Here is a 21,937-nt window from a genome sequence, read left to right as displayed (position 1 = left end):
CCTCGTCTCGCTCGCGCCGTCGATACGCGACGCATGCTAATACCAGTAGCGCTATACGCACTAGGTTGCGAGCAACGCAACTTACAAGGCCATCGTTTCGCCCCGGTTACCTGCGGCGGTGCGGCTCGCCGGGCTCAGACCTGCGAGAACGGCAGCGCGGATACGTCGGTGCGCCGCCGGTCCGGCTTGAAGGGCAGCGCCGTCACCGTCGCCCTGACCTCCCGCTGAGCGGTGCCCGGCCGCCCCCACAGCACCACCACGTCCGTACCGGGCGCCGCCTGGGCGGGGTCGATCACGCACAGGGAGATGGTCGACCGCAGGTTCACGCTGACGGTGCGGCCGGTGGACACGCCCACCCGTCGTCCGCCGGCGAGCACCTGGTCGAACACCGGGCCCCGGCCGCGCGGGAGCTCCATCGGGTCGGGCAGGTCGCCCCCGCCGAACGGCGCGGCGAGGATGCCGGCGACGTCCTCGGCGTTCCAGCGCAGGCCCACGAGGGTGCGCTGCGGCTCACCCTTGGCCGCGTCGGCGGCCAGCGCGTCCCGGCCCTGGAAGTCGCGGTCGGGGACGCCCTTGCGGAAGCCCCAGCCGAGCTCTCCCGGCTTGCGGAAGTAGTCGGTGACGCCGCCCTCCGGCACGAAGCTGCCGCCGGGGGTGCCCCTGCGGAACTGCCTCGGTGCGCCGGGCGTGAGGATGGAGGCGGGGAGGTAGTCGAGGCCGTTCGTGGCGATGCCGGCCTCGATGTGCTGGACCGGCTGGGACCTGAGCCCCAGCTGCCGGATCCCGAAGCGTTCACCGCCGGCGACGGTGGCCGACCAGATCTCGTTGCCGTGTTCGGTGGGGCCGTGCAGTTCGTAGCCGAGCTCGCCCGAGATGCCCGTGCGCAGGACCCGGACCGGCACTCCCCCGATCTTCGACATGCGGCTGCGGCTGAAGGTGATGTCGCGCAGGCTCTCCCCCGTCAGTGCCTCCAGCGTGTCGAGGGCCGCCGGACCCTGGACGCCGAAGATGAAGCGGTCGGGGCTGACGTCCTGGACCTCCGCGTCCCAACTCCCCTGGCTCAGCTGCCAGATGAGCCAGTCCCCGCTGCCGGCCGTGTAGAGGAACTCCTCCTCGTCCAGGCGGCACACGATTCCCTCGGAGGCGACCCAGCCGTTCGGGTCGAGCTGGACGTGGTGCTTGATCTGGCCGAGCTCGAAGCGGGACAGGTCCCGCATGCCGAGCCAGCCGAGGAAGGCCTGCGCCTCCCGGCCCCGGACGACGACCTTGTGCAGGGACGACCAGTCCCCGATGTAGCAGGAGGTGACGTGTGCACCGCACTCCTCGACCCAGTTGGTGTATTCGAGCGGCAGCAGCGTCTGGGCGAAGTAGCCGTAGGCGCCAGGGGCGTTGCTCCTGTCCTGGGCGGCGGCGGCCGGGCTGAAGTACGGCGGCCGTTCGGCGACGAAGGGGGCGTCCTGCAGCCGCAGGACCGCTTCGTAGGTGTTGCGCTGTGCCTGGGCGATGTCCATGGCGGTCTCCATCCGGTGACGAAGAGGAAGGTGAATCGATTAAGCGAGAGGGGTGATGGGGTGCGGCTCGCCGCAGGCTGCGGTCAGACGGACGCGCGGGCCACGATGTGGCCGGGCACGGGCGCCAGTCCCCCGCTGTCGATGCCGAGCGCGTTGCGCGCGGCGATCCGGCCGAGGATCTCGGCGTCGATGTGCACGGTGGTGAGCGCGGGCGTGGACAGGGAGCCGTACTCGGTCTCGTCGAAGCCGATCACGGCCACGTCCTCGGGCACCCGGCGTCCCAGGTCCCGGCACGCGGTCAGGGTGCGCAGGGCGATGTCGTCGTCGAAGGCGGCAACGGCGGTCACGTCCGGGTGCGCCGACACGAACGCCTCGACGGCGGCCGCGCTGGCCTCCCGGGGCCGGGGCACGACGAAGCGCTCCAGGGGCGGCAGTCCCAGCCGCCGGGCCGCCTCCCGGGCGAAGCGGAGGCGGGCCTCGGTGAGCGGGAACTCGTGGTCGGGCAGGGCCATGGCGATGCGGGTGTGTCCGTGTTCGGCGAGGTGGCCGATCTGCAGTGCCGCGTTGGCGGCGAACCCGTTCTCCCAGTCCTCGGGGGGCTCGACTCCCTGCATGTAGACCTCGCCGAGCCGCAGCACGGCCCGCGGCGCGATGGCGTCGAGGATCTTCTGCGTGGACTGCGGCGCACCCTGCCCGTGGCGGACCAGGAGGACGTGGTCGTGTTCGGCCAGCTCCTCGTCCAGGCCCTGGACGTAGCTGCGGGAGAAGTTGCCCTCCATGCCGTGGTCGACATGGAGTACGACGATGCGCGAAGAGCCCTCGCGCAGTGCGCGGGCGATGCCGTGGACGACGTAGCCCAGGTCGTGGGCGGCGTCCAGGACCCGCTGCCGGGTCGCCGCGGAGATCGTCTGCCGTGGGTCGTCGTTCAGGACGAAGCTCACCGTCGCCCGGGACACGCCGGACGCCTTGGCCACGTCGTTCAACGTCACCCGGCCTGAACGGCCCATCCCGGCACACTCCTCTAAAACGATCAAGCCTGGAGGACCAGCCTACGGGACCGGATCCGGATGTCCCACCGACGCGATGGCCAGCAGCCGGCGTGCTTTCAGCTCCGTCTCCTCCCATTCCCGCTCCGGCTCCGAGTCCCAGGTGATGCCGGCTCCCGTGCCGAACCTCAGGAGCCCTTCGGCGCGGTCGATCCAGAAGGTGCGGATGCCGACGGCCAGTTCGCCCCGCCGGCGGTCGGCGTCGACCCAGCCGATTCCGCCGCAGTAGGGGCCGCGGGGTGCCGTTTCCAGCGCTCGGATGATGCACAGGGAACTCTCCTTCGGTGCGCCGGTGACGGAGCCGGGCGGGAACGTCGCCGCCAGCAGCTCCGGCCAGCCCACGCCGTCGCGCAGTCGACCGCCGACCGTGGAGACGAGGTGGACGAGGCCGGGGTGCTTCTCCACGACGCACAGGTCGGGCACCGTCACGGAACCGGTGGCGCAGACGCGGCCGAGGTCGTTGCGGACCAGGTCGACGATCATCACGTTCTCGGCGTGGTCCTTCTCCAGCAGGTCCGCCTCGGTGCGGCCGGTCCCCTTGATGGGGCCCGACTCCACGTACCCGCCGTCGCGGCGGAGGAAGAACTCCGGCGAGGCGGTGGCCACCTCCACACCGTGGTCCGGCAGCCGGATGACACCGGCGTACGGCGCCGGGTTGTGCCGGGCCAGGAGCCCGGCGAGGGCGGTCAGGTCGGCACCGGGGTCGACGGGAGCGGACAGGACCCGGCACAGGTTCGCCTGGTAGACCTCACCGGCCGCGATGTGCTCGCGGATGCGCTGCACTCCCGCGGTGTACGCGGCGCGGTCGAGCGAGGTGGACCAGGAGCCGGGCGGCGGTCCGTGCCACGGCGCCGCCGGGATGTCGTGGTCCGTCGCCGGCCGTACGTCGCGGAAGCGGGCGCAGGTCAGCCGGCCCTCGAAGTCGGCCACCACGGCCCAGAAGCCGTCGGAGTCCAGGGCCGAGGGGTCGCTGGTGACGTCCACGAGACCGGTGGCGAGCCGTCCGCCGAACAGGGCCATGGGCGGTGGTCGCTCCATCGCGTGCCTCCCGTCGATGTCCGAAGTGGGCCTACGCCGCAGCGGTCACGCCGCCACGGCCTCGCGTTCGGCGCCCCACCGGGCGGCGTACAGCGTGTTGACCAGCAGCATGGCGATGGTCATGGGACCGACGCCGCCGGGGACCGGGGTGATGCGGTCGGCGATGCCGTCGAGTTCGGCGGAACGGACGTCGCCGGTCAGTCCGGAAGGTGTGCGGTGGATGCCGACGTCGATGACGACCGCGCCGGGGCGGACGTGTTCGGGGCCCACGAGCCCGCGGACACCGGTGGCGACCACGACGATGTCGGCGGGGCGGGTGACGCTCGCGAGGTCGGTGGTGTGCTCGTGGGCCACCGACACGGTCGCCCCGCGCCTGAGCAGAAGCTGGGTCAGGGGCTTGCCGACGAGCTCGCCCCAGCCGACCACCGCGACCTTCGCTCCCCTGAGCGGGATGTTCTCGGCGTCGAGGAGTTCGAGGACGCCGCTCGGGGTGCAGGGCCGCAGGCCGCGTTCGCCGCGGGCGAGGCGCCCGGCGCTGGCGGTGGTCAGGCCGTCGACGTCCTTGGTGACGGGGATGCGGTTGATGAGCGCGATCCCGTCGAGGTGCGCGGGCAGCGGGAGTTGGAGCAGGATGCCGGAGACCTGCGGGTCGGCGGCGAGCGCGTCGATCACCGCGGCCACGTCGTCGTGGGTGGCGTGGCCGGGCAGATGGCGGTGGAAGTCGCGCATGCCGGCTTCCTTGATGGCCCGGCGTTTGGCGGCGACGTACACGGCGCTGGCCGGGTCGTCGCCGACGAGGATGGTGGCCAGGCCGGGGACCGTCCCCGAGAGCGCGGCGGCGGCGACCTCGGCGGCGACCTGCTGACGGATACGCCGGGCGATCCGGGTGCCGTCGATGGTGGTTGTCATGGTGGCGAACCGTTTCTCGGGGCTGGCCCGGTCAGGCGAAGACGATGGTGTGGTTGCCGTCGCGGATGACCCGGTCCTCGGCGTGCCACAGCACCGCCCGGGAGAGCACCGCGCGTTCCACGTCGGCGCCGCGGCGGGTGAGGTCGGCGGCGGTGTGGGCGTGCGTGACGCGGACGACGTCCTGCTCGATGATCGGGCCCTCGTCGAGGTCCTGGGTGACGTAGTGCGCGGTCGCGCCGACCAGCTTCACGCCCCGCTCCTTGGCCTTGGCGTAGGGACCGGCGCCGATGAAGGCGGGCAGGAAGGAGTGGTGGATGTTGATGATCGGGACGCCGACGTCCTCGATGAACGCGCCGGAGAGGATCTGCATGTAGCGGGCGAGGACGACGAAGTCGACGTTGCCCTTCAGCAGCCGCAGGTGTTCCGCCTCGGCCGCGGACTTGTCGGCGCCCTGGCACGGTACGTGGAAGAAGGGGATGCCGAACGACCGCACCTCCTCGGCCACATCGGGGTGGTTGGAGATCACCATCGAGACGGTGACCGGGAGTTGGCCCTGCCGGTGGCGCCAGAGCAGGTCGAGCAGACAGTGGTCGGACTTGGACGCGAAGATCGCCACCCGCTTGGGCACCGACAGGTCGCGCAGGGTGTAGCTCAGCCCGAACCCGTCGACCAGCTCCTTGTCCAGGTCCTCCCGCAGCGCGGGCAGTTGGGCCTGGAGGCTGTCGAGGCCGAAGACGGTGCGCTGGAAGAAGGCGCCGCCCTGCGGATTGTCGGAGTACTGGTCGAGGGAGACGATGTTGGCTCCATGACCGCTGAGCACCGAGGTCACGGCCGCGACGATGCCCGTCGCGTCGGCGCCCTGCACGATGAGCGAGGCCTGCTGCGCGGTCGCCCTGCCCGTCGACGTACGGGCCGGGGCGGTCTGCGTGAGGGTCATGCCGCACTGTCCTTCCGGAAGCGGGCGGCCCACTCGGAGGTGGCCCTGAGCCCGCCGAACGTATAAAAGTGGATCTTCAAGTCGCCGTGCAGGACCGGGTCGTGGGCCGCGGCGAGGTCGCGCAGGAAGCGGTCGGGACCCGCGGTGCCCATGAGGTTGGTCAGCGAGAACCCGTACTTCCTGACGACCGAGGCGCTGGTGCCGACGCCGAACCGGGCGGCGTACGACATGAGCCGGCGCACTCCGGCCGGGCCCGGCACGCCGATCCTGATGGGGACCGGGATGCCGCGGCGCCGGACCTCCTCCACCCAGGCGAGCACCGGGTCGACGTCGAAGCCGAACTGCGTGATGACGCCGCCCTCCAGGGGCTGCGCGGCGAGCGCCTCGTGTTTGCCCTGCAGCGCGGACCACAGCGTCTGGCCGTCGATGGCGGGGTGGCCTTCCGGGTATCCGGTGATGCCGACGTGCCGTACGCCGTACTCCTGCAGCAGTCCCGTGTCGATCAGGGACAGCGAGTCGGCGTAGGGGCCCTCGGGGTGCGCGGGGTCGCCGCCGACGAGGAAGACGTTCTCGGAGGTGCCGTCGGCCTGCAGGCCCGCGAGGAACCGCTCGAAGTCGTCGCGCGAGCCGAGGCGGCGGGCGGATATGTGCGGTACGGGCACGAAGCCGAGCCGCTTGACCGCTCTGGCCGCCGCCAGCCGCATCTCCAGGTCCTCGTTGCCGAGGAAGGTGACGTTGATGCGGGTGCCCTGGGGGATGGAGTCGCGGGCCTCCTCCAGTTTGGGGACGTCCTTCCCGGTCATCTCCAGGGAGAAGTCCTCGAGGAGTGCGGTGCCGACCGCTGTTCGTACCGTGTCGGTGGGGTTCATCTCTTGCGTCTCGCTTTCTCGCCTGCCGGGCCGGGTCCACGGGCCCGGCCCGGGGCACCGCACGCGGACCCGTCGACGTGGCGGTGACGTCGGAGGGCGGGTCCGGGCGGTGCGGTGGGCGGTGGATGTCAGCGGTCGTGGCGGTAGAGGGTCCGCGCGTGCTCGTTGAAGGGCGACGGCTGCACGGTGGCGCGGATGCGCGGGAAGCCGAGGTCCGCGTCGGCGTCGGTGCCGGAGCCGGGGTGCTCGCCCCAGACGACGGAGACCTCGGTGCCCGGCGCGGCGTGCTCGGCGTCGATCAGGGTCTGCGCGAGGACCGTGCCGACCGGGTCGATCGAGGCGCTCTGCATCGTCGTACCGACGAGACCGGTGGCGGACTCGACGCGGTGCCGGGCGTAGGAGAGGACGAAGCCGGGGTCCTGGCCCTCGCCGAGGACCGTGCGCACGTCCTCGGGGTCGAGGACGAGGGTGACCTTGCTGCGGCGCGGCTCGTCCTTGGCCTTCAGCAGGGCGTCCCGGCCCACGAAGTCGTGGGCGAAGTGGATCAGCTTGCCGTAGCCGAGCTCGTACGGGGAGACGTAGTAGTCCTCGATGTCCTCCGAGAAGTAACTGCCGTTCAGCGGGCGCTTGCCCTCGATGCCGAACAGGGGCAGGTACGCGCGGTATTCCGCGAGCTCGGGGTCGGTGTAGATGCCGGGTACCGGCGAGGGGATCCAGCCGCTCTCCACGCTCGGCGTGGCGTACGCGAGCGCGCCGACCTGGATCAGGCCGAGCGGCTCGCCCGCCTTGAGGAACGCCTCGTGGACGTAACCGGCGTGCTCCCACGGGCCGATGAACTCGAAGCCCGCCTGGCCGGCCATGCCGTGGCGCAGCGCGCGAAACGCGCGCCCGTCGAGGGTGACCGGGGTGGAGTGGAAGAACTTCGTCTCCGGCAGCGGCCCGCCGAAGACGTTCTCCACCAGCTCGGCCGCCAGCGGGCCCTGGATCTGGTAGCGGAACAGCTTCGGGTCGCCGCCGCCGGGGCGGAAGGCGGAGGAGGCGTCGGTCTCGAAGGCGACGTCGTAGCCGCCCTTCTCCGCGTGGTACTGCACCCAGTGCTGGGCGGCGGGGATGCCGCTGAGCAGGTACTTGTTCTCGCCCTCGCGGGCGAGGATCCCGTCGGTGACGATGTGGCCGTGGCGGGTGACCGGCACGTACTGCTTGGCCTGGCCGATCGCGAACTTCTCGAAGTTGTTGACGCCGTGGTCGGCCAGCACCCGGGTGGCGTCCGGGCCTTCGATCCACATGTCGTACATGTGGTGCGAGAGGTTGAGCAGGGCCACGCCCTCGTGCCAGGCGGCTTGCTCCTGACGCCAGCCCGTGTACTCGCGCTCGACGACCTCCGGCGTCCACGGCTCGGCGTTCGGCTGCCACAGCAGCCTGATCGGCGATCCGGCCTTGTCGATGCCGTCCTGAAGGGAGGGGATTGCCATTGCGGCTCCTTGTTCTGCGCTGAACATCGGATGAGCTAGATCGATTTAGTTGACTACAGGAGTGGGCCGACGGGCGGCTGGAGCGACTCAAGGGGGAACTAAAACGATCTAGCGAACGCTACCAAACACCGCCCGGCCCGGCTAAGGCCCCGGGCGTGCAACCTTTATGTGCAGTCCCGGTACTCGACATAGGCGGCCGCCATGCGCACCGCGTCGAGGCTCGCGCGCACGTCGTGCACACGGACGCAGAACGCGCCCCCGGCAGCGGCGAGCGCGGAGACGGCGGCCGTCGCCACGTCACGCTCCGCGGGCGGCACCTCGCCGGCGCCCGCCTCGGCGAGGGCAGCGCCGATGAACCGCTTCCGCGACGCGCCGACCAGGACCGGAAAGCCCAGCTCGCGCAGTCTGCCGAGGCCGGCCAGCAGGGCCCAGTCGTGCTCGGCCCGCTTGGCGAAGCCGAGTCCGGGATCGAGGGCGATCCGGGACGGGTCGACCCCGCCCTCCGTCAACTGCCAGACACGCGCGCCGAGTTCGGCCATGACCTCGGCCACCACGTCGTCGTACCGCGCGTACCGGTCCATCTCGCGGCTGGGCGCGCGCCAGTGCATGGCGATGTACGGAACGTCCGCCGCGGCGACGGTCCGCGCCATCGCGTGATCGCCCAGGCCGCCGCTGACGTCGTTGACCAGACGCGCGCCCGCCTCGACCGCGGCGCGGGCCACGGGTGCGTGCATGGTGTCGATGCTCACCCACACCCCGGCCCGGGCGAGTTCGCGGACCACCGGAAGGGTTCTGGCCAGTTCCTCGTCGAGGCAGACGGGCCGTGCTCCGGGCCTGGTGGACTCGCCGCCCACGTCGACTATGTCCGCGCCCTGGTCGGCGAGTTCCAGTCCGCGGTCGATCGCGTGGCGGATGTCCGCGTACAGGCCGCCGTCGGAGAAGGAGTCGGGCGTCACGTTCAGGATGCCCATCACCAGGCAGCGGCCGGGCCGGGGCAGTCCGTCCGGGGGTGCGAGGGTTCCGGGCCGCTCGGGAGCGGCGCTTTCCATGGTTGGCATCAGCGGCAACCTCCTTGATCCCGTGTCCCTCGGGAAAGGAATGCTAAATCGATTGAGTGGCGAGGGTACTAGAGATTGCTTAATCGTTCTAGTTCCGGATTGTGACTGCTCGTCCGACCTGCCACGGGACCGGGCCCGTGGGTCCGGCGGGCGGGTGCGCGCAGCGGGCGCGGTCCCTCGGGGCGCCGGTGCTGAAGGTGTCGTCGGGGCTCTGGAGGTGGATGTGTCCCTGGTGGGCGACCACGCCGGCCACCGGTTCCCCGCGGAGCCGGGCGACGACGTAGGCGGCCGCCATGCCGGTGACGTCCCTGATCGTGCCCATGGGCAGCAGGGAGCGGGTCTCGGCGATGGCCTCGTGCTCGCCCGCCCTGATCAGCACCCGGGTGTGGGCGGCGACGCCGTGCGCGGCGATGGCGACGGCGATGTTGTCGAGGTCGTCGGAACCGACCGCGGCGAGTGCGCGTGCGTGCCCGAGCCGCAGCCGCTCCAGTACCTGGCGGTCGACGCCGTTGCCGGTCATGACGGGCACGCCGAGGCTGCGGGCGAGGCGCGCGGCGGAGGCCTGCGGGTCCCGTTCGACGCCGACGACCGGCACGCCCAGGGCGCGCAGTTCGACGCACAGCCGCATGCCCACCTGCCCCATGCCGACCACGATGACGTGCCCGGAGCGCGGCAGGGTCCGCGGTCCGACGAGGCCGATCAGTCGCGGACCGAGCATCCGCTCCACGGCTCCGGCGGTGAACAGCGCGGTGAACGCGACGGTGCCCAGCATGGCGAGTGCCGCCAGCACCTGGTATCCGTGGGCCTCTTCCGGGGCGACCGCGGGGCCGACGCCCGCGACGACGCGTGCCGCGTCGAAGAACGCCTCCGCCGGGGGCCGGCCGTGCCCGACCAGCCAGGTCCAGTCGGCGGCGAGCACCGCGAGCACGGCGAGCATGCCGACGACCAGCAGACGGGTGCCCGCGTCGTGGGGCCGCAGCTGCCGCAAGGCCCAGCCGGCCCGGTCCCGCCACCGTGCGCGCGGCCTGGGCTGCCAGTCCTCGGTGCGGAGGGTGTCCTGGTCTTCGCGGACGGCCCGTATCCGGTCCCCGTGCCGCTGCACCGCGACGACGGCCGGGTCCAGACAGGGGCCGGCGAGGGCCGGTGCCACGAGGTCGGCGGGCGAGGTGACCGCGCACTGCGGCAGCAGGCGGCCGAGTTCGTCGGCCACCGTGCGGTCGAAGACGGTGGCGACCAGCGGGGTCGTGGGCGAGAGATGGGCGACGGCCAGGGCGTAGCGCAGGGCGGCCACGTCGTCGTGCAGGAGGACGGCGACGCCGCTCGGGTGCCTGGCCAGCGCGGCGCGGAGGTCCTCGTCACGGGGCCGTGCGAGGTGTTCGGCCGTGTGCGGCCCGTCGTGCAGGGTGGCGCAGACACGGCTCGCGAGGTGCGTCTCGCCGATGACGACGTAGTGGTGGGGGGTTTCGGATCGTGCCGGGTACGTGGTCACGGTCATGGATGTCCTGCCGTAAGAGGGCTGGGAAGGAGTCCTCGCCACGTCCGGGCAGGCCGAACACCGGGTCGGTGTGCGGGTCTTCGGTGTGCGCCCGTCGTCGATGGCGCCGGGCGGTCGCTGAGGGCGAGGGCGTTCGATCACTCTTGCGGTAGGGCGATGGTAGGGGTGCCGGGCGCACGCCGCGCGGGATTTAATCTTGCGTGCGCTCGGCCGACGGGTCCCCGGGAGCGAGCCCGGGGACCCGTGCCGTGACGAGGGTGCCGTCAGTGCTTGTCGCTCGCGAACGGCCTGCGGGAGATGGTCGCGCGGATGGTGGTCTGCGCGTGCCGCTCCACGGTGGGGTTGGCGGAGCCGCCGTCGGGTTCGCCCCAGACCAGGTCGACCTCGCGGCCGTAGCCCACCTCGTCCGCGTCGATCATGCAGACGGAGATCCAGCCGCGGACGTTGGCCGAGTAACTGCACAGCGTGGACAGCCCGATGAGCCTGCCGTCGGCCTCGACGCGGTCGAACTGGGAGGCCGAGTAGAACGCGGCGGGCGTCTCGATGTACTTGAAGCGCCGGTCGCCCTGCTCGTACATGCTCGCGTAGACGCGGGCGACGTCGTCACGGTGCCAGGACAGCCACACCTTCTTGCGGTGCTTGCGTCCGCGCATCGCCTCCAGGGCCTCGCGGCCGATGAAGTCGTGGTCGAACTTGAGGATGTGGCCGTAGCCGAGGTCGTACGGGGTGACGTAGTAGTCCTCGACCTTCTCCGGGACGAAGCTGCCGCCGGTCGACAGGTTCGCCTCGAAGGTGCGCGCGCCCAGCCACTCGCGGTACGGCCTCATGCTCTCGCCCGAGTAGACGGCGGGCACGGTGGAGGCGATCCAGCCGGATTCCGTGGCGACGGAGGCGTAGGCGCGGGCGCCCACCTGCCGTATCCCGTAGGGCTCGCCGGCCTCCAGGAGCGTGTCGCGGATGCCGTCGATGTCGGCGTAGGGGCCGAAGAACTCCAGGCCGGGGAAGCCGGACATTCGGTGGTTGAGGGCGGTGACCTCGTACTTGCCGATGTTGAAGCGGCCCATGGAGAAGAAGGGGATGTCCGGCATGGGGCCGCCGTTGACGTCCTCGAAGATGCGGGCCGCGTGCGGGCCCTGCAGCTGGAGGCGGTAGAACTCGCGGCCGTTCCGGTTCTGCGCGGTGCGCTCGTCGCGGCGGAGGGTGACGTCGTAGCCGCCGGTCTCGGCGTGGAACTGGACCCAGTTGAGGGCCGGCGGCCGGCCCACGAGCCGGACCAGGTTGTCGGCGAGGCAGAACAGGATGCAGTCGCCGATCTGGTAGCCGTCGTGGTTGACCGCGATGAACTGCTTGGCCTGCATGGGGCCGAAGCCCTCGAAGCTGTTCGCGCCGAGCTCGGAGAGCAGCCGGTAGCAGTCCGGGCCCTCCACGGTCAGGTCGGTCATGTGGTGGGAGAGGTCCATCAGCGCGGCGGTCGTACGCCAGCTCTCCTGCTCGTCACGCCAGTTGGTGAACTCGGCGCGGATCGGGAAGGGGTACGCCCCCGACCGCCCGCCGCGCAGCAGCCCCAGCGGGCCACCGGCCGCGCGGATCTCGTCCTCAAGGTGTGCCATGTGCTTCCTCCATGTCATGCCGGCGCAACCGCGCGCGCTTCAACAGCGGGTGGGAAGTGGTGCGGCGGGCATCCGGACCGCCGCCCGGGCAGCGGGTGCTCCCGTGGGCCGGCGCGTCCGGGTGGACGTCCGCTCGGTGAAGGTCTTTCGGCTCGATGTACGCATGCGGTACGGCAGGGCAGCGCCCTGTCCCGCAGCGGTACCGTACAGTACAGTACCGATCGCAGGAGGGCAGGACAAGAGGCGGTGCGCGAGCGGTCGGAACGGACCGGTACCGGCGCACCCACCAGGACGGGAAGCGGCTTATACGATGTCGACCGTGCAGAGGATGAGGGCGGCGGACCGGCGGAAGCTGATCCTGGAGGCGGCCGGCGAGCTGTTCATCGCCAAGGGCTACTCGGGTGTCTCGATGGAGGACGTCCTGGCCAGGGTCGGCGGCTCGAAGGCCACGCTGTACCGCCACTTCACCGACAAGGCCGCGCTGTTCCAGTCCGCGGTGGAGACCCTGTGCGACGAGTGGTCCGAGCCGGTCCACTCCTTCAGGCCACCCGACGCCGACCTCGCCACCACCCTCATCGCCCTCGGCGGACACTTCGCCGACCTGGTCCTCACCCCGCAGGCCATCGCCCTGCACCGGCTGGTCACCGCGGAGTCGGAGCGGATGCCGGAGGTCGGCCGGGCCTTCTTCGAGCACGGCCCGGCCACCGGCCAGGGCATCCTCGCCGGCTATCTGCGCCGGGCCCACGAGGCCGGCGAGATCAGCGTCACCGACCCACTGAGGGCCGCGGCGCAGCTCTACCAGGCGATGCTGGGCGACGCACAGATGCGGCTGCTGACGAACTCCCCGCACAAGCCCGACGACGCGGAGGTCCGGGAGAGCATCGCGGCCGCGGTCCGGGTGTTCCTGCACGGCGCGGCCACGCGGCCCGCCGCGCCGGCCTCGAACGGCGTCAGGAAGTAGTACGGCCCCGGCCGGCCGCCGGGGCGATTCCTCACCCTCGCGCCCTCAGCCTCGCGTCCTCGCCCTCGTGCTCGCCGGAGTCTCTCTGCTAGCGTCGAACTTAATCGTTCTAGCCAAGCGAGAGCTCCAGTACCTCGCGACTCATGTGCCGCACGGCCGGAGGGACGCCCGAGCCGTGGCCGGCTGGAGGACTTCCATGGACCGCATGCTTCTGATGCGCAGTTTCGTCACCGTCGCGCAGCTCGGCAGTTTCAGCGGGGCCGCCCGGGCACTGGGCTCGTCCGGCTCCCTCGTCTCCCGCCATGTGGCGGAGCTGGAGCGGCAGATCGGCGTACGCCTCGTCAACCGCACCTCCCGCTCCGTGAGCCTGACCGAACCGGGCCTGCGCTACTCCGAGTTCGCCGCCCGCATCCTCGCCGAGGTCGACGCCGAGGAGGCCCTCATCGGGCAGCAGCACGACCGCGCGGAGGGCACCCTGAACGTCATCTGCCCCAAGTGGATCGGCAGCCTCGACGTCGGGGACGCCATCGCCGCCTTCGCCGCCGCGCACCCGAAGATCGCCGTACGGTTCGAGCTGGGCGGGCTGTCGGAGCGCACGTACGACTTCCTGGACAGCGGCTTCGACGTCGCCCTGCACACCCGTGACCTGCGGGATTCCCGGGTGCACCTCAGGAAGATCGCCTCGCTTCCCTTCACCCTGTGCGCGTCCGAGCGGTACGTGAAACGGCACGGCACGCTGGACGACCCCGGCGACCTGGCCGCACACGACTGCCTCGTGCACGTGAACGAGCCCGTGTGGCGGCTCGGGCACGGGTCGACGTCCAGCCTGCACAAGATCCGGAACGTGGCGTTCTCCTCGAACTCCTACATCGCCCTCCAGAAGGCCGCCGTCCAGGGCCGCGGCATCGCCCTGCTCCCCCAGCGGTCGGCGTACGAGGACCTGGTCTCCGGCGCCCTCCAGGTCCAGCTCCCCCGGATCCCCGTCCCGGACCGCCCGCTGTACGCGATCTACGGTCCGGGCCGGAGCGTGCCGCGGAAGATCGTCATCCTGCTGGAATTCCTCACCCAGTGGTTCAGGGAGAACCCGATCCCCGCGCTCGTGGCGTGAGCCGGTCGGGGGTTGCCCGTCAGTTCGGCAGGCTTGCCCAGAAGGCGAGGTCGTGTTCGGCGGCGAAGTCGGCGGTGACCTTGGAGCAGGCCGCCGGGGGCCGGTTGCTCGACGGGGCCGTGTCGCAGGCCTTCAGGGACATCAACCTCCCTGTCGTCGCGCTGTACTTGGGCCAGGCCGGCGTACGTGCCCCGTTGGGGTCGCCGTCGGAGGCGAACCGTCCCCAGTACGTGATCATCTGGTGGGACAGCTCCAGCTGGTCGTCGTCGTAGGGCATGGTCTGGCCGAGGTAGTCCCAGATGTAGCCCAGGTCGTCGACGTGGATGGCGCCTCCGAAGGGGAAGTCGCGTGCCGTCTCGCTCTGCTGCTGGATGCGGTAGATGGAGGTGAAGTGCGGGGTGTCGCTCTCGGCGAACTCGTAGGCGTAGGTGGGCGTCCACCTCGACAGCGCACCGAACAGCTGCTGGCGCGTGTAGGAGGTGGAGCCGTTCTGGACGGCGGTCCAGGCCTCGCCCGGAGTGTCGTACGCGCTCAGCGGGTACTCCGCCAGGACCTTGTCGGCGTTCGCACCGTAGGTGGCGCGCACCTGCTGCTCGTACTGGGCGGCGGTCATGGGGGTGCCGAGGTAGTCGTAGTTCTGGAAGGTGAACAGGCCGCGTTCGCTGTTGGTCTGACCGAGCATCACCGGGACACGGTTGAAGTTCCCGGTCTGTACGGCGGTCGCGGGGTTCACCGGGAAGGCCGTGCCGCCGACGGACGGTGAGACGCCCGCCTTCTTCTGCGCGGCGAGGAGCTCGGCCGCCGGTTCGGCGCGCAGGCAGGCGAGGACGTCGGAGGCGGTGTCGCAGCCCACCGCCTTCACGAAGGCCGCGCTCTGCGCCTGCCCCGCGGCCGCCGTCTGCAGGCTGCAGCCGCCGCTGACGATGACGGCGTGCGTGAACAGGCCCTTGGCGGTGGGCGAGGCGAGCTCGTCACAGACCGCGCTGCCGCCGGCGGACTGTCCGGCGATGGTCACGTTCTTCGGATCGCCGCCGAACCGGGAGATGTTGGAGTGCACCCAGCGCAGGGCGGCCTGCTGGTCGAGGAGCCCGTAGTTGCCCGGGCCGTTCCCGCTCTCGGCCTGCAGTTCGGGGAGGTTGAGGAAGCCGAGGGCGCCGAGGCGGTAGTTGACGGTCACGACGATCGCGCCGGTCTGCCCGACGAACCTGCGCGGGTCGGTGTCCTGGCCCGCGCCTCCGGTGTTGCCGCCGCCGTGGATCCACACCACGACAGGAGCGTCGGCCTTGGCACCGTCGGGGACGTACACGTTGAGGGCGAGGCAGTCCTCGCTGGTGATGATCTTCTCGTAGCCGGGGTCCCAACCCGAGTTCTGGGCGCACCGGTCGGCGAAGGCGCCGCCGTCGCGCACGCCCGGCCACTTGGCCACGGGCTGCGGGGACTTCCAGCGGTTACGGCCGACGGGATCGGCGGCGTACGGGATGCCGAGCCACTGGTCGTAGCCGGTCCGGCCGACGCCGCGGACCTTGCCCGAGTCCGTCTGCACCACCAGTGAAGTCGGGCGCGCGGAGGCGGCGTTGGCCTTGAGGGCGTCGGCGGCGACCGGGGACAGCAGACCCAGGCCGAGCACGCCGACCGCGGCCAGGGCGACGGCGAGTCTGCCGGACGGTTTCGTTCTGATCATGGTTCCCAGCTCCTGACTCTGCGATCGGGAACGGTGAACTGCGGTGGGGGCGCGAAGACTTGTGGGTGCGAACGTAACCGCCCGGCAATCTTGTGAGCAATATGTGTTACGAGATTTCCCACAACCGGGCCCATGATTGTCCAACAATCCAGTGCGGCGCCGCTGTTGGCTTCCTGAGAATCAGATCTGCTTCCTGCACACACCTTGCAGTCGTGCGTCGACGGCGTTACGTTCCCTGGAGTTCTTGTCGGACAATCTCGTGACCGACCCCGCGAGTCGGCCCCTCTGGAGGGCCGGCCCACGCATCCAACCGCGGTCGAGGAGACCATGGATGTCGAACACTCAGCGCGCCTCCCAGACCGAAGCCCTCCGCTTCGAGAACGTCACCCTGGAGTTCCCGGGCAGCCACCGACCGGCGATCGAGGACGTGTCGCTGCGGATCGACCGCGGCAAGTTCCTCGCCGTCATCGGTCCCAGCGGCTGCGGAAAGAGCACCCTGCTCAACCTCGCCGCCGGCCTGCTCACTCCGTCCGCCGGGCAGGTGTACTTCGGTGGCGAGCCGGTCACCGCCGTCAACTCCGAGGCGGCGTACGTGACTCAGCAGACCAACCTGCTTCCCTGGCTCAGCGTGAAGGCCAACATCGGCCTGGCACTGAAGTTCCGGAAGGTCCCGAAACAGGAGCGCGAGGAACGCATCGCCCACTGGATCGGACTCGTCGGACTCACCGGGTTCGAGGACCACTACCCACGCGAGCTGTCCGGCGGTATGCGCAAACGCTGCGCGATCGCGCGGGCGCTGATCTACGACCCCTCCATCGTGCTGATGGACGAGCCCTTCGGGCCGCTGGACGCCCTCACCCGGCTCAACCTCCAGCAGGAACTGCTCCATCTGTGGGAGGAGCAGCGCGGCACTCTCGTCTTCGTCACCCACGATCTCAACGAGGCCATCTACCTGGCCGACGAGGTCATCGTGATGTCCGAGGGGCCCGGCACCGTCCGGCGCGTCCTTCCCGTCCCCTTCGAACGCCCGCGCACCATCGGCTCTCTCGTCGAGTCGCGCGAGTTCGCCGAGATCTACAACGACTTGTGGGGCCTGTTCACGTCCGACATCCGGTCGTCGGACGCCGCATAGCCATCGCGAAACGAGGGTGACGCCTTGATACCGATCGCGGAAGAGATCACCGTACCGAGCCCGCCGAAACGCGTGTGGGAGATCGTCTCCGACCCCGCCGCCGTCGTCTCCTGCATCCGCGGCGCCGAACTCGGCCGGGCGCACGACGACGGCAGCTTCGACGGGTCCCTGGTCGTCGGGTTCGGGGGGATCCGGGTCAGGTTCTCCGCCCGGGTCGCCCTGGAGCTGGACGAGTCCGAGCGCTCCGGCCGTCTCACGGCGCGCGGCCGGGACGGCCAGGGTGCCACCCGTTTCACGAGCACCGCCGTGTTCCAGGTCGTCGAGGACCCGGCGACGGGCGGCTCGCGCGTGACGACGCACGGCGAGGTGAGGCTCTCCGGAAAACTCGCGCCGCTCATCGAATCCGGCGCCGGGGCCGTGGTCACGCGCATGGCCAGGGACTTCTCGGCCGAGCTGATCGAGCGCTGCGCCGAGCCCGAGAAAACATCAACTGGCTTTGCTCAAGCAAGAGTTGACGTGAGGTCAGCAAGACGGCCACTGCTTCTCCGGATCAAGACCTGGTGGTCGCGTCTGCTATCCGGCAAGGGGGCCGCCCGTGACAGTACAACGGCTCAATAGGGTCATCGCCGGCCTGGCGGCCGGACAGCACGTGTTCGCGTGCTTCGCCCCGGCCGAACCGGCCGCCGCGATCGAGTTCTCCACCACCGACTACGACGCCCTGGTCTTCGAGATGGAGCACAAGCCCTGGGACGTCGTCGCGCTCCGCGACAGCCTCCAGTACCTCCTGAACCGGCGTCGGATCGCCGACGCCGAAGGCCTCACCCCGCTCGTCCGCATCCCCGCCAACGGCGCCGAGAAGGCCCAGTGGCACGCCAAACAGGTTCTCGATCTCGGCGCGTACGGCGTCGTGTGGCCGCACATCGCCACCGTCGAGGAGGCGCGCAACGCGGTCGCCGCCTGCCGCTACCCCTCGCTGCCCGACCACCCGCGCCACGAACCCGCCGGGCTGCGCGGCGACAGCCCGGCCGCCGCGGCCCGCTACTGGGGCCTGACCAACCAGCAGTACTACGCGAAGAGCGATGTGTGGCCGCTCGATCCGGACGGGGAGATCCTCGTCGCGCTCATGATCGAGGACCAGCTCGGCGTCGCCAACCTGCCGCGCATCCTCGACGAGGTGCCGGGCGTCGGGCTCGTGATCGTGGGCGAGGGCGACATGAGCCAGGAGCTCGGCATCCCCCGCCAGTACGACCACCCCCGCATGGCCGAGAGCAAGCACCGCGTGCTGGACACCTGCCACGCGCGGGGCGTCGCCGTGGGCCACCCGCACGTCACCGCCGACAACGTCAAGCAGGTGCTCGACGACGGCTACCGCTTCCTGATGTCGGCCCCGGTGCGCAGCTATCCGGGGCTGGAGCTGGGCCGTTCCCTCACGGGCCGCGGCTGACCCCGGACCACCCGACGTTCCTAAGGACACCCATGCTCATCGACTGCCACGGCCACTTCACGACGGCCCCGCCCGCGCTCGGCAGCTGGCGGGAACGGCAGATCAAGGCCTACGAGGAATCCTGCGCCCGCCTCTCCCCCGACGAACTGCGCATCACCGACGACGAGATCCGGGCCGCCATCGAGCAGGGCCAGCTCAGGCTCCAGGACGAACGCGGTGTCGACGTGGCGCTGTTCTCGCCCGGTGCCGGGAAGATGGCCCACCATTACGGCGACGAGGAGACCAGCCTGGTCTGGTCCCGGGTCAGCAACGACCTGATCGCCCGCGTCTGCGGTCTCTTCCCCGGCCGCTTCGTCGGCGTGGGCCAGCTGCCCCAGTCGCCCGGCCACGCCCTCGCCTCGTCGGTCCGCGCCTGCGCCGCCGAACTGGAGCGCTGCGTCGGCGAGTTGGGCTTCGTCGGCTGTCTGCTCAACCCCGACCCGTCCGACGGCTACTGGCAGGCTCCGCCGCTCACCGACAAGGTCTACTACCCGCTCTACGAGAAGATGGCGGAGCTCGACGTCCCGGCGATGCTGCACGTCGCGATGTCCCGGAACCCGGCGCTGCAAGGCACCTGCGCCCACTACCTGGCCGGCGACACCGCCGTGTTCATGCAGCTGTGTCTCTCGGATCTCTTCCGGGACTTCCCCACGCTGAGGTTCGTCATCCCGCATGGAGGCGGCGCCGTGCCCTACCACTGGGGCCGCTACCGCGGCGCCATGCAGGACCAGGGCCGCCCTCCGCTGGAGGAACTCGTCCTGGACAACGTCTTCTTCGACACCTGCGTGTACCACCGGCGCGGCATGCAGCTGCTGGTGGACGTCCTCCCCGCCCGGAACATCCTCTTCGCCTCGGAGATGATCGGCGCCGTCCGCGGCATCGACCCGGAGACCGGTCACCGCTTCGACGACACGAAGTACCTCCTCGACCGCGTCGACACGCTCACCGACGAGGACCGCCGGCTCATCGAGGGCGGCAACGCCCTGCGGGTGTTCCCGCGCCTGAAGAACGTCCTGGAGAGCAACCCTTCGGAAGGGAGCCCGAGTTGAAGGCCTACGAAGCGCTCGCCGAGGCGTTCGTCCAGGAGGGCACCAGCGATGTCTTCGGCATGATGGGCGACGCCAACATGCACTGGATGAACGCCCTGGCCCGGCGCGGGGTGCGGCTGTACGAGGTGCGCCACGAGGGCTCCGGGCTCGGCATGGCCGACGGCTGGGCGCGCGCCGCCGGCCGGCCCGGTGTCCTCACCACGACCAGCGGGCCCGGCGTCACCCAGCTCGCCACCTCCATGGTCGTCGCCGCGCGGGCACGCACCCCGCTCGTCGCCTTCTGCGGCGAGACCGCCTGGGGCGACCGCACCGCCGCCCAGTACCTCGACCAGAGCCGCTTCGCCGCCGCGATCGAGTGCGGGTTCGTCCATCTCTCCCGGGCGGAGCAGGCGGAGGAGGCCGTCCAGCAGGCCTTCTACCTCGCGCGCACCGAGTCCCGCCCGGTGATGCTCAGCGCCCCCATCGACGTACAGCAGCACGAGTACGGCGACGGCCTGGACGCCCTCCCCTACACACCGTCCACTCAACTGATCGACCAGCAGCGGCCGTTGCCCGATCCGGCCCGTGTCGCCCGCGCCGCCGACATCGTGCAGGCGAGCAAGCGCGTCGTGATCATCGCGGGGCGCGGGGCCCGCCGGGCCGGTGCCGGGGAGCAGATCCTGCGTCTCCAGGAACGCACCGGCGCCCTGCTGGCCACCACCCTCCAGGCGAAGAACTGGCTGTACGACCGCACCGAGCACCATGTCGGCATCTCCGGCCTGTACGGCGACCGGACCGCGATGGACCTGCTCCAGGAGGCCGACTGCGTGATCGCCGTCGGAGCCAGCCTCAACCACTACACCACCGAGCACGGCTACCTCTTCCCCGAGGCCCGGTACGTTCAGATCGACACCGCGGAGCACCTGGTCATGGGCAACGGCGCCACCGCCGACTGCTACCTCCGCGCGGACGCGGTCACCGCGCTGACCGAGCTGGAGCGGGAGCTCGGCCGGCGCTCGGTCCGCGCCGAGGGCTTCCACACCGCGGAGGTACGCCGCCGCCTTGCCGCCCCCGGGCAGGAACCCGGCGGATACGTGAGCGAGCCGGGCCGTATCGACCCGCGCGAGGCGATCCGGGTCGTCGACGCCGAACTCCCCGGCGAGATCGGCCTCGTCCTGGGCAGCGGTCACCAGACCGACTTCGGCACCATGCTCTTCCAGCGCTCGCGCGAAGTCGTCTCCAACTACGGCATGTTCGGGGCCATCGGCCAGGCTCCGCTGCTCACCATCGGGAAGATCGTCGCGGACGGCGGACGGCCCTCCTTCGTGGTGGAGGGGGACGCCAGTTTCCTGATGCACCTGCCCGAGTTCGAGACGGCCTGCCGCTACGGCATCCCGGTGCTCGTCGTCGTGATGAACGACGAGGGCCTGGGCGCCGAGTACCACAAGTCGGCCGCCAAGGGCCTCGATCCGGAGCTGGCCGTGATCCCGACACCGGAACTGGGGCCGGTCGCGACCGCCCTGGGCGGCTCGGGTGCCACCGTCCGTACCACCGACGAACTGCGCACCGCCCTCGCCGAGTACGTGCGCGATCCCCGTCCGACCGTCGTCGACGTCCGCATCACCCGCAGCGTGCGCAGCGTCCCTTACCGCCGTCTGCTGTTCGGCGAGGACGTGTGAGGAGGGAGGCGAACGTGACGCACAGGACGCTGTCGGTGCTGCTCGGCGACTATCCGCACACCCGCCTCCTCAAGGACGGCACCCTTCCGGTCGAGGGCGCCGACTGCCGCTTCCCGACGGTCGCCCCGCTGTACCCGGCGTTCGCCCGGATGGTGCGCCGACTGGAGTTCGACGTCTGCGAGATGGCCCTCGCCACCTATCTCCAGGCGCGCGAGGCCGGCGTACCGGTGACCCTCCTGCCGGTCGTCATGATCGGCTCCACCCACCACCGCTCGCTCACCCGCCTGCCGGACGGACCCGCACTCGATCCACGGCGGCTGGCCGGACAGCGCATCGGCGTGCGCTCCTACAGCCAGACCACCGGCTTGTGGGTGCGGGGCGTCCTGCGGGAGGACTATGGCGTCGACGCCTCGGACATCACCTGGGTCACCACGGAGGAACCCCACGTCGCCCAGTACCGCGAGCCGGCGTTCGTCGAACGGTCCTCGGCCGGGAGCGTGCCGCAGCTGCTGCGCTCGGGCGACGTGTCCGCGGCCGTGCTCGGTCCCAGGGCCGTCGGCGTCCAGGGCACCCCTCTGGTCCCCGTGATCGAGGACGCCGAGGCCGCGGGTGAGGCGTGGGTCGAACGGCACGGCACAGTGCCGGCGAACCACCTGCTCGTGGTGCGCGACGACGTCCTCAAGTCCGCGCCGGACGCGGTGACTTCGCTGTACCGGGCGCTCGCGCGGGCCATCACCGTCACCTCGGGAGAGCACGACGGGGCACCGGCCGGGCGTGCGGTCGCCGCGGGCTGGAGCGACTCCCTGGCCCGGTGCCTGGAGATCGCGGCCCGGTACGCCCTCGAACAGCGGGTCGTCCGTACGCCCGTCGACCTCGCCCGCATCGAGAAGGACGCGGCGTTCCTGGCCGCCTGACCACGG

19 protein-coding genes are annotated in these 21,937 nt (G+C 71.0%); 8 read left to right on the top strand and 11 right to left on the bottom strand.

What is annotated here, in order from left to right:
* Positions 1-134 precede the first annotated feature (134 nt).
* The 10 genes from ABZ848_RS04440 to ABZ848_RS04395 form a co-directional block, all read right to left on the bottom strand.
* On the bottom strand, positions 135-1,511 hold the full coding sequence (locus tag ABZ848_RS04440) for an aminomethyl transferase family protein (protein ID WP_360825094.1): 1,377 nt from the start codon (positions 1,509-1,511) through the stop codon (positions 135-137).
* A gap of 83 nt (positions 1,512-1,594) precedes the next feature.
* Positions 1,595-2,518 (bottom strand): LacI family DNA-binding transcriptional regulator, encoded by a 924-nt coding sequence (locus tag ABZ848_RS04435; RefSeq protein ID WP_360825091.1) that lies wholly within the window; start codon positions 2,516-2,518, stop codon positions 1,595-1,597.
* 42 nt (positions 2,519-2,560) lie between these two features.
* Positions 2,561-3,595 carry a chorismate-binding protein gene (locus tag ABZ848_RS04430; protein WP_360825088.1) on the bottom strand — a complete coding sequence of 345 codons (1,035 nt, stop codon included), beginning with the start codon at positions 3,593-3,595 and terminating at the stop codon, positions 2,561-2,563.
* A gap of 45 nt (positions 3,596-3,640) precedes the next feature.
* Positions 3,641-4,504, bottom strand: coding sequence for a bifunctional 5,10-methylenetetrahydrofolate dehydrogenase/5,10-methenyltetrahydrofolate cyclohydrolase (locus ABZ848_RS04425; RefSeq protein WP_360825085.1), 864 nt, complete (start codon positions 4,502-4,504; stop codon positions 3,641-3,643).
* A 31-nt stretch (positions 4,505-4,535) separates the two neighbouring features.
* Entirely contained in the window at positions 4,536-5,441 is a 906-nt protein-coding gene (purU, locus tag ABZ848_RS04420; protein WP_360825082.1) for a formyltetrahydrofolate deformylase, read from the bottom strand.
* On the bottom strand, positions 5,438-6,310 hold the full coding sequence (locus ABZ848_RS04415; protein ID WP_360825080.1) for a methylenetetrahydrofolate reductase: 873 nt from the start codon (positions 6,308-6,310) through the stop codon (positions 5,438-5,440). Before ABZ848_RS04415 ends, purU begins: the two co-directional genes overlap by 4 nt.
* Positions 6,311-6,438: 128 nt before the next feature.
* Positions 6,439-7,782 (bottom strand): aminomethyl transferase family protein, encoded by a 1,344-nt coding sequence (locus tag ABZ848_RS04410; RefSeq protein WP_360825077.1) that lies wholly within the window; start codon positions 7,780-7,782, stop codon positions 6,439-6,441.
* 164 nt (positions 7,783-7,946) lie between these two features.
* A complete protein-coding gene (folP, locus tag ABZ848_RS04405; RefSeq protein WP_360825074.1) occupies positions 7,947-8,840 on the bottom strand; it encodes a dihydropteroate synthase in 894 nt (297 codons plus the stop codon).
* Positions 8,841-8,928: 88 nt separating this feature from the next.
* Complete coding sequence (locus ABZ848_RS04400) at positions 8,929-10,335, bottom strand: NAD(P)-binding protein (protein ID WP_360825071.1); 1,407 nt, start codon at positions 10,333-10,335, stop codon at positions 8,929-8,931.
* Between the two features lie 263 nt (positions 10,336-10,598).
* Positions 10,599-11,945, bottom strand: coding sequence for an aminomethyl transferase family protein (locus ABZ848_RS04395; protein WP_360825068.1), 1,347 nt, complete (start codon positions 11,943-11,945; stop codon positions 10,599-10,601).
* Between the two features lie 328 nt (positions 11,946-12,273).
* Here ABZ848_RS04395 and ABZ848_RS04390 point away from each other — a divergent pair, with 328 nt between their 5' ends.
* A complete protein-coding gene (locus ABZ848_RS04390; RefSeq protein ID WP_360825813.1) occupies positions 12,274-12,906 on the top strand; it encodes a TetR/AcrR family transcriptional regulator in 633 nt (210 codons plus the stop codon).
* Positions 12,907-13,102: 196 nt separating this feature from the next.
* Positions 13,103-14,014, top strand: coding sequence for a LysR family transcriptional regulator (locus tag ABZ848_RS04385; protein WP_360825065.1), 912 nt, complete (start codon positions 13,103-13,105; stop codon positions 14,012-14,014).
* A 19-nt stretch (positions 14,015-14,033) separates the two neighbouring features.
* Here the strand turns inward: ABZ848_RS04385 and ABZ848_RS04380 are convergent, their stop codons facing one another.
* A complete protein-coding gene (locus ABZ848_RS04380) occupies positions 14,034-15,695 on the bottom strand; it encodes a carboxylesterase family protein (RefSeq protein WP_360825062.1) in 1,662 nt (553 codons plus the stop codon).
* A 331-nt stretch (positions 15,696-16,026) separates the two neighbouring features.
* Between ABZ848_RS04380 and ABZ848_RS04375 the strand changes: the two genes are divergently transcribed.
* From ABZ848_RS04375 to ABZ848_RS04350, 6 genes are read left to right on the top strand one after another with little or no spacing between them, the layout of a single operon-like run.
* Positions 16,027-16,827, top strand: coding sequence for an ABC transporter ATP-binding protein (locus tag ABZ848_RS04375; protein ID WP_360825059.1), 801 nt, complete (start codon positions 16,027-16,029; stop codon positions 16,825-16,827).
* Positions 16,828-16,851: 24 nt separating this feature from the next.
* The gene (locus ABZ848_RS04370) at positions 16,852-17,445 is read left to right on the top strand and encodes an SRPBCC domain-containing protein (protein ID WP_360825056.1); all 594 of its coding nucleotides are present in this window, start codon (positions 16,852-16,854) and stop codon (positions 17,443-17,445) included.
* Entirely contained in the window at positions 17,423-18,271 is an 849-nt protein-coding gene (locus ABZ848_RS04365; RefSeq protein ID WP_360825053.1) for an aldolase/citrate lyase family protein, read from the top strand. The genes ABZ848_RS04370 and ABZ848_RS04365 overlap by 23 nt, the downstream gene beginning before the upstream one ends.
* A 32-nt stretch (positions 18,272-18,303) precedes the next feature.
* A complete protein-coding gene (locus tag ABZ848_RS04360) occupies positions 18,304-19,359 on the top strand; it encodes an amidohydrolase family protein (protein ID WP_360825050.1) in 1,056 nt (351 codons plus the stop codon).
* Positions 19,356-21,017, top strand: a complete 1,662-nt coding sequence (locus tag ABZ848_RS04355; RefSeq protein WP_360825047.1) for a thiamine pyrophosphate-binding protein — start codon at positions 19,356-19,358, stop codon at positions 21,015-21,017. The genes ABZ848_RS04360 and ABZ848_RS04355 overlap by 4 nt, the downstream gene beginning before the upstream one ends.
* Before the next feature lie 14 nt (positions 21,018-21,031).
* On the top strand, positions 21,032-21,931 hold the full coding sequence (locus ABZ848_RS04350; RefSeq protein ID WP_360825044.1) for a hypothetical protein: 900 nt from the start codon (positions 21,032-21,034) through the stop codon (positions 21,929-21,931).
* The last annotated feature ends 6 nt before the right edge of the window (positions 21,932-21,937 follow it).

It is taken from the genome of Streptomyces sp. NPDC047081 (assembly GCF_040643775.1).
In the GTDB taxonomy this organism is placed as follows: Bacteria; Actinomycetota; Actinomycetes; order Streptomycetales; family Streptomycetaceae; genus Streptomyces.
This window is presented reverse-complemented; position numbering and strand designations above follow the sequence as displayed.

Coding starts and splice junctions, on each gene's coding strand:
- ABZ848_RS04390 (WP_360825813.1), top strand. CDS start 12,274: ATGAGGGCGGCGGACCGGCGGAAGCTGATCCTGGAGGCGGCCGGCGAG.
- ABZ848_RS04400 (WP_360825071.1), bottom strand. CDS start 10,335: ATGACCGTGACCACGTACCCGGCACGATCCGAAACCCCCCACCACTAC.
- folP (WP_360825074.1), bottom strand. CDS start 8,840: ATGCCAACCATGGAAAGCGCCGCTCCCGAGCGGCCCGGAACCCTCGCA.
- ABZ848_RS04380 (WP_360825062.1), bottom strand. CDS start 15,695: ATGATCAGAACGAAACCGTCCGGCAGACTCGCCGTCGCCCTGGCCGCG.
- ABZ848_RS04440 (WP_360825094.1), bottom strand. CDS start 1,511: ATGGACATCGCCCAGGCACAGCGCAACACCTACGAAGCGGTCCTGCGG.
- ABZ848_RS04410 (WP_360825077.1), bottom strand. CDS start 7,782: ATGGCAATCCCCTCCCTTCAGGACGGCATCGACAAGGCCGGATCGCCG.
- purU (WP_360825082.1), bottom strand. CDS start 5,441: ATGACCCTCACGCAGACCGCCCCGGCCCGTACGTCGACGGGCAGGGCG.
- ABZ848_RS04415 (WP_360825080.1), bottom strand. CDS start 6,310: ATGAACCCCACCGACACGGTACGAACAGCGGTCGGCACCGCACTCCTC.
- ABZ848_RS04385 (WP_360825065.1), top strand. CDS start 13,103: ATGGACCGCATGCTTCTGATGCGCAGTTTCGTCACCGTCGCGCAGCTC.
- ABZ848_RS04435 (WP_360825091.1), bottom strand. CDS start 2,518: ATGGGCCGTTCAGGCCGGGTGACGTTGAACGACGTGGCCAAGGCGTCC.
- ABZ848_RS04425 (WP_360825085.1), bottom strand. CDS start 4,504: ATGACAACCACCATCGACGGCACCCGGATCGCCCGGCGTATCCGTCAG.
- ABZ848_RS04375 (WP_360825059.1), top strand. CDS start 16,027: ATGTCGAACACTCAGCGCGCCTCCCAGACCGAAGCCCTCCGCTTCGAG.
- ABZ848_RS04430 (WP_360825088.1), bottom strand. CDS start 3,595: ATGGAGCGACCACCGCCCATGGCCCTGTTCGGCGGACGGCTCGCCACC.
- ABZ848_RS04360 (WP_360825050.1), top strand. CDS start 18,304: ATGCTCATCGACTGCCACGGCCACTTCACGACGGCCCCGCCCGCGCTC.
- ABZ848_RS04395 (WP_360825068.1), bottom strand. CDS start 11,945: ATGGCACACCTTGAGGACGAGATCCGCGCGGCCGGTGGCCCGCTGGGG.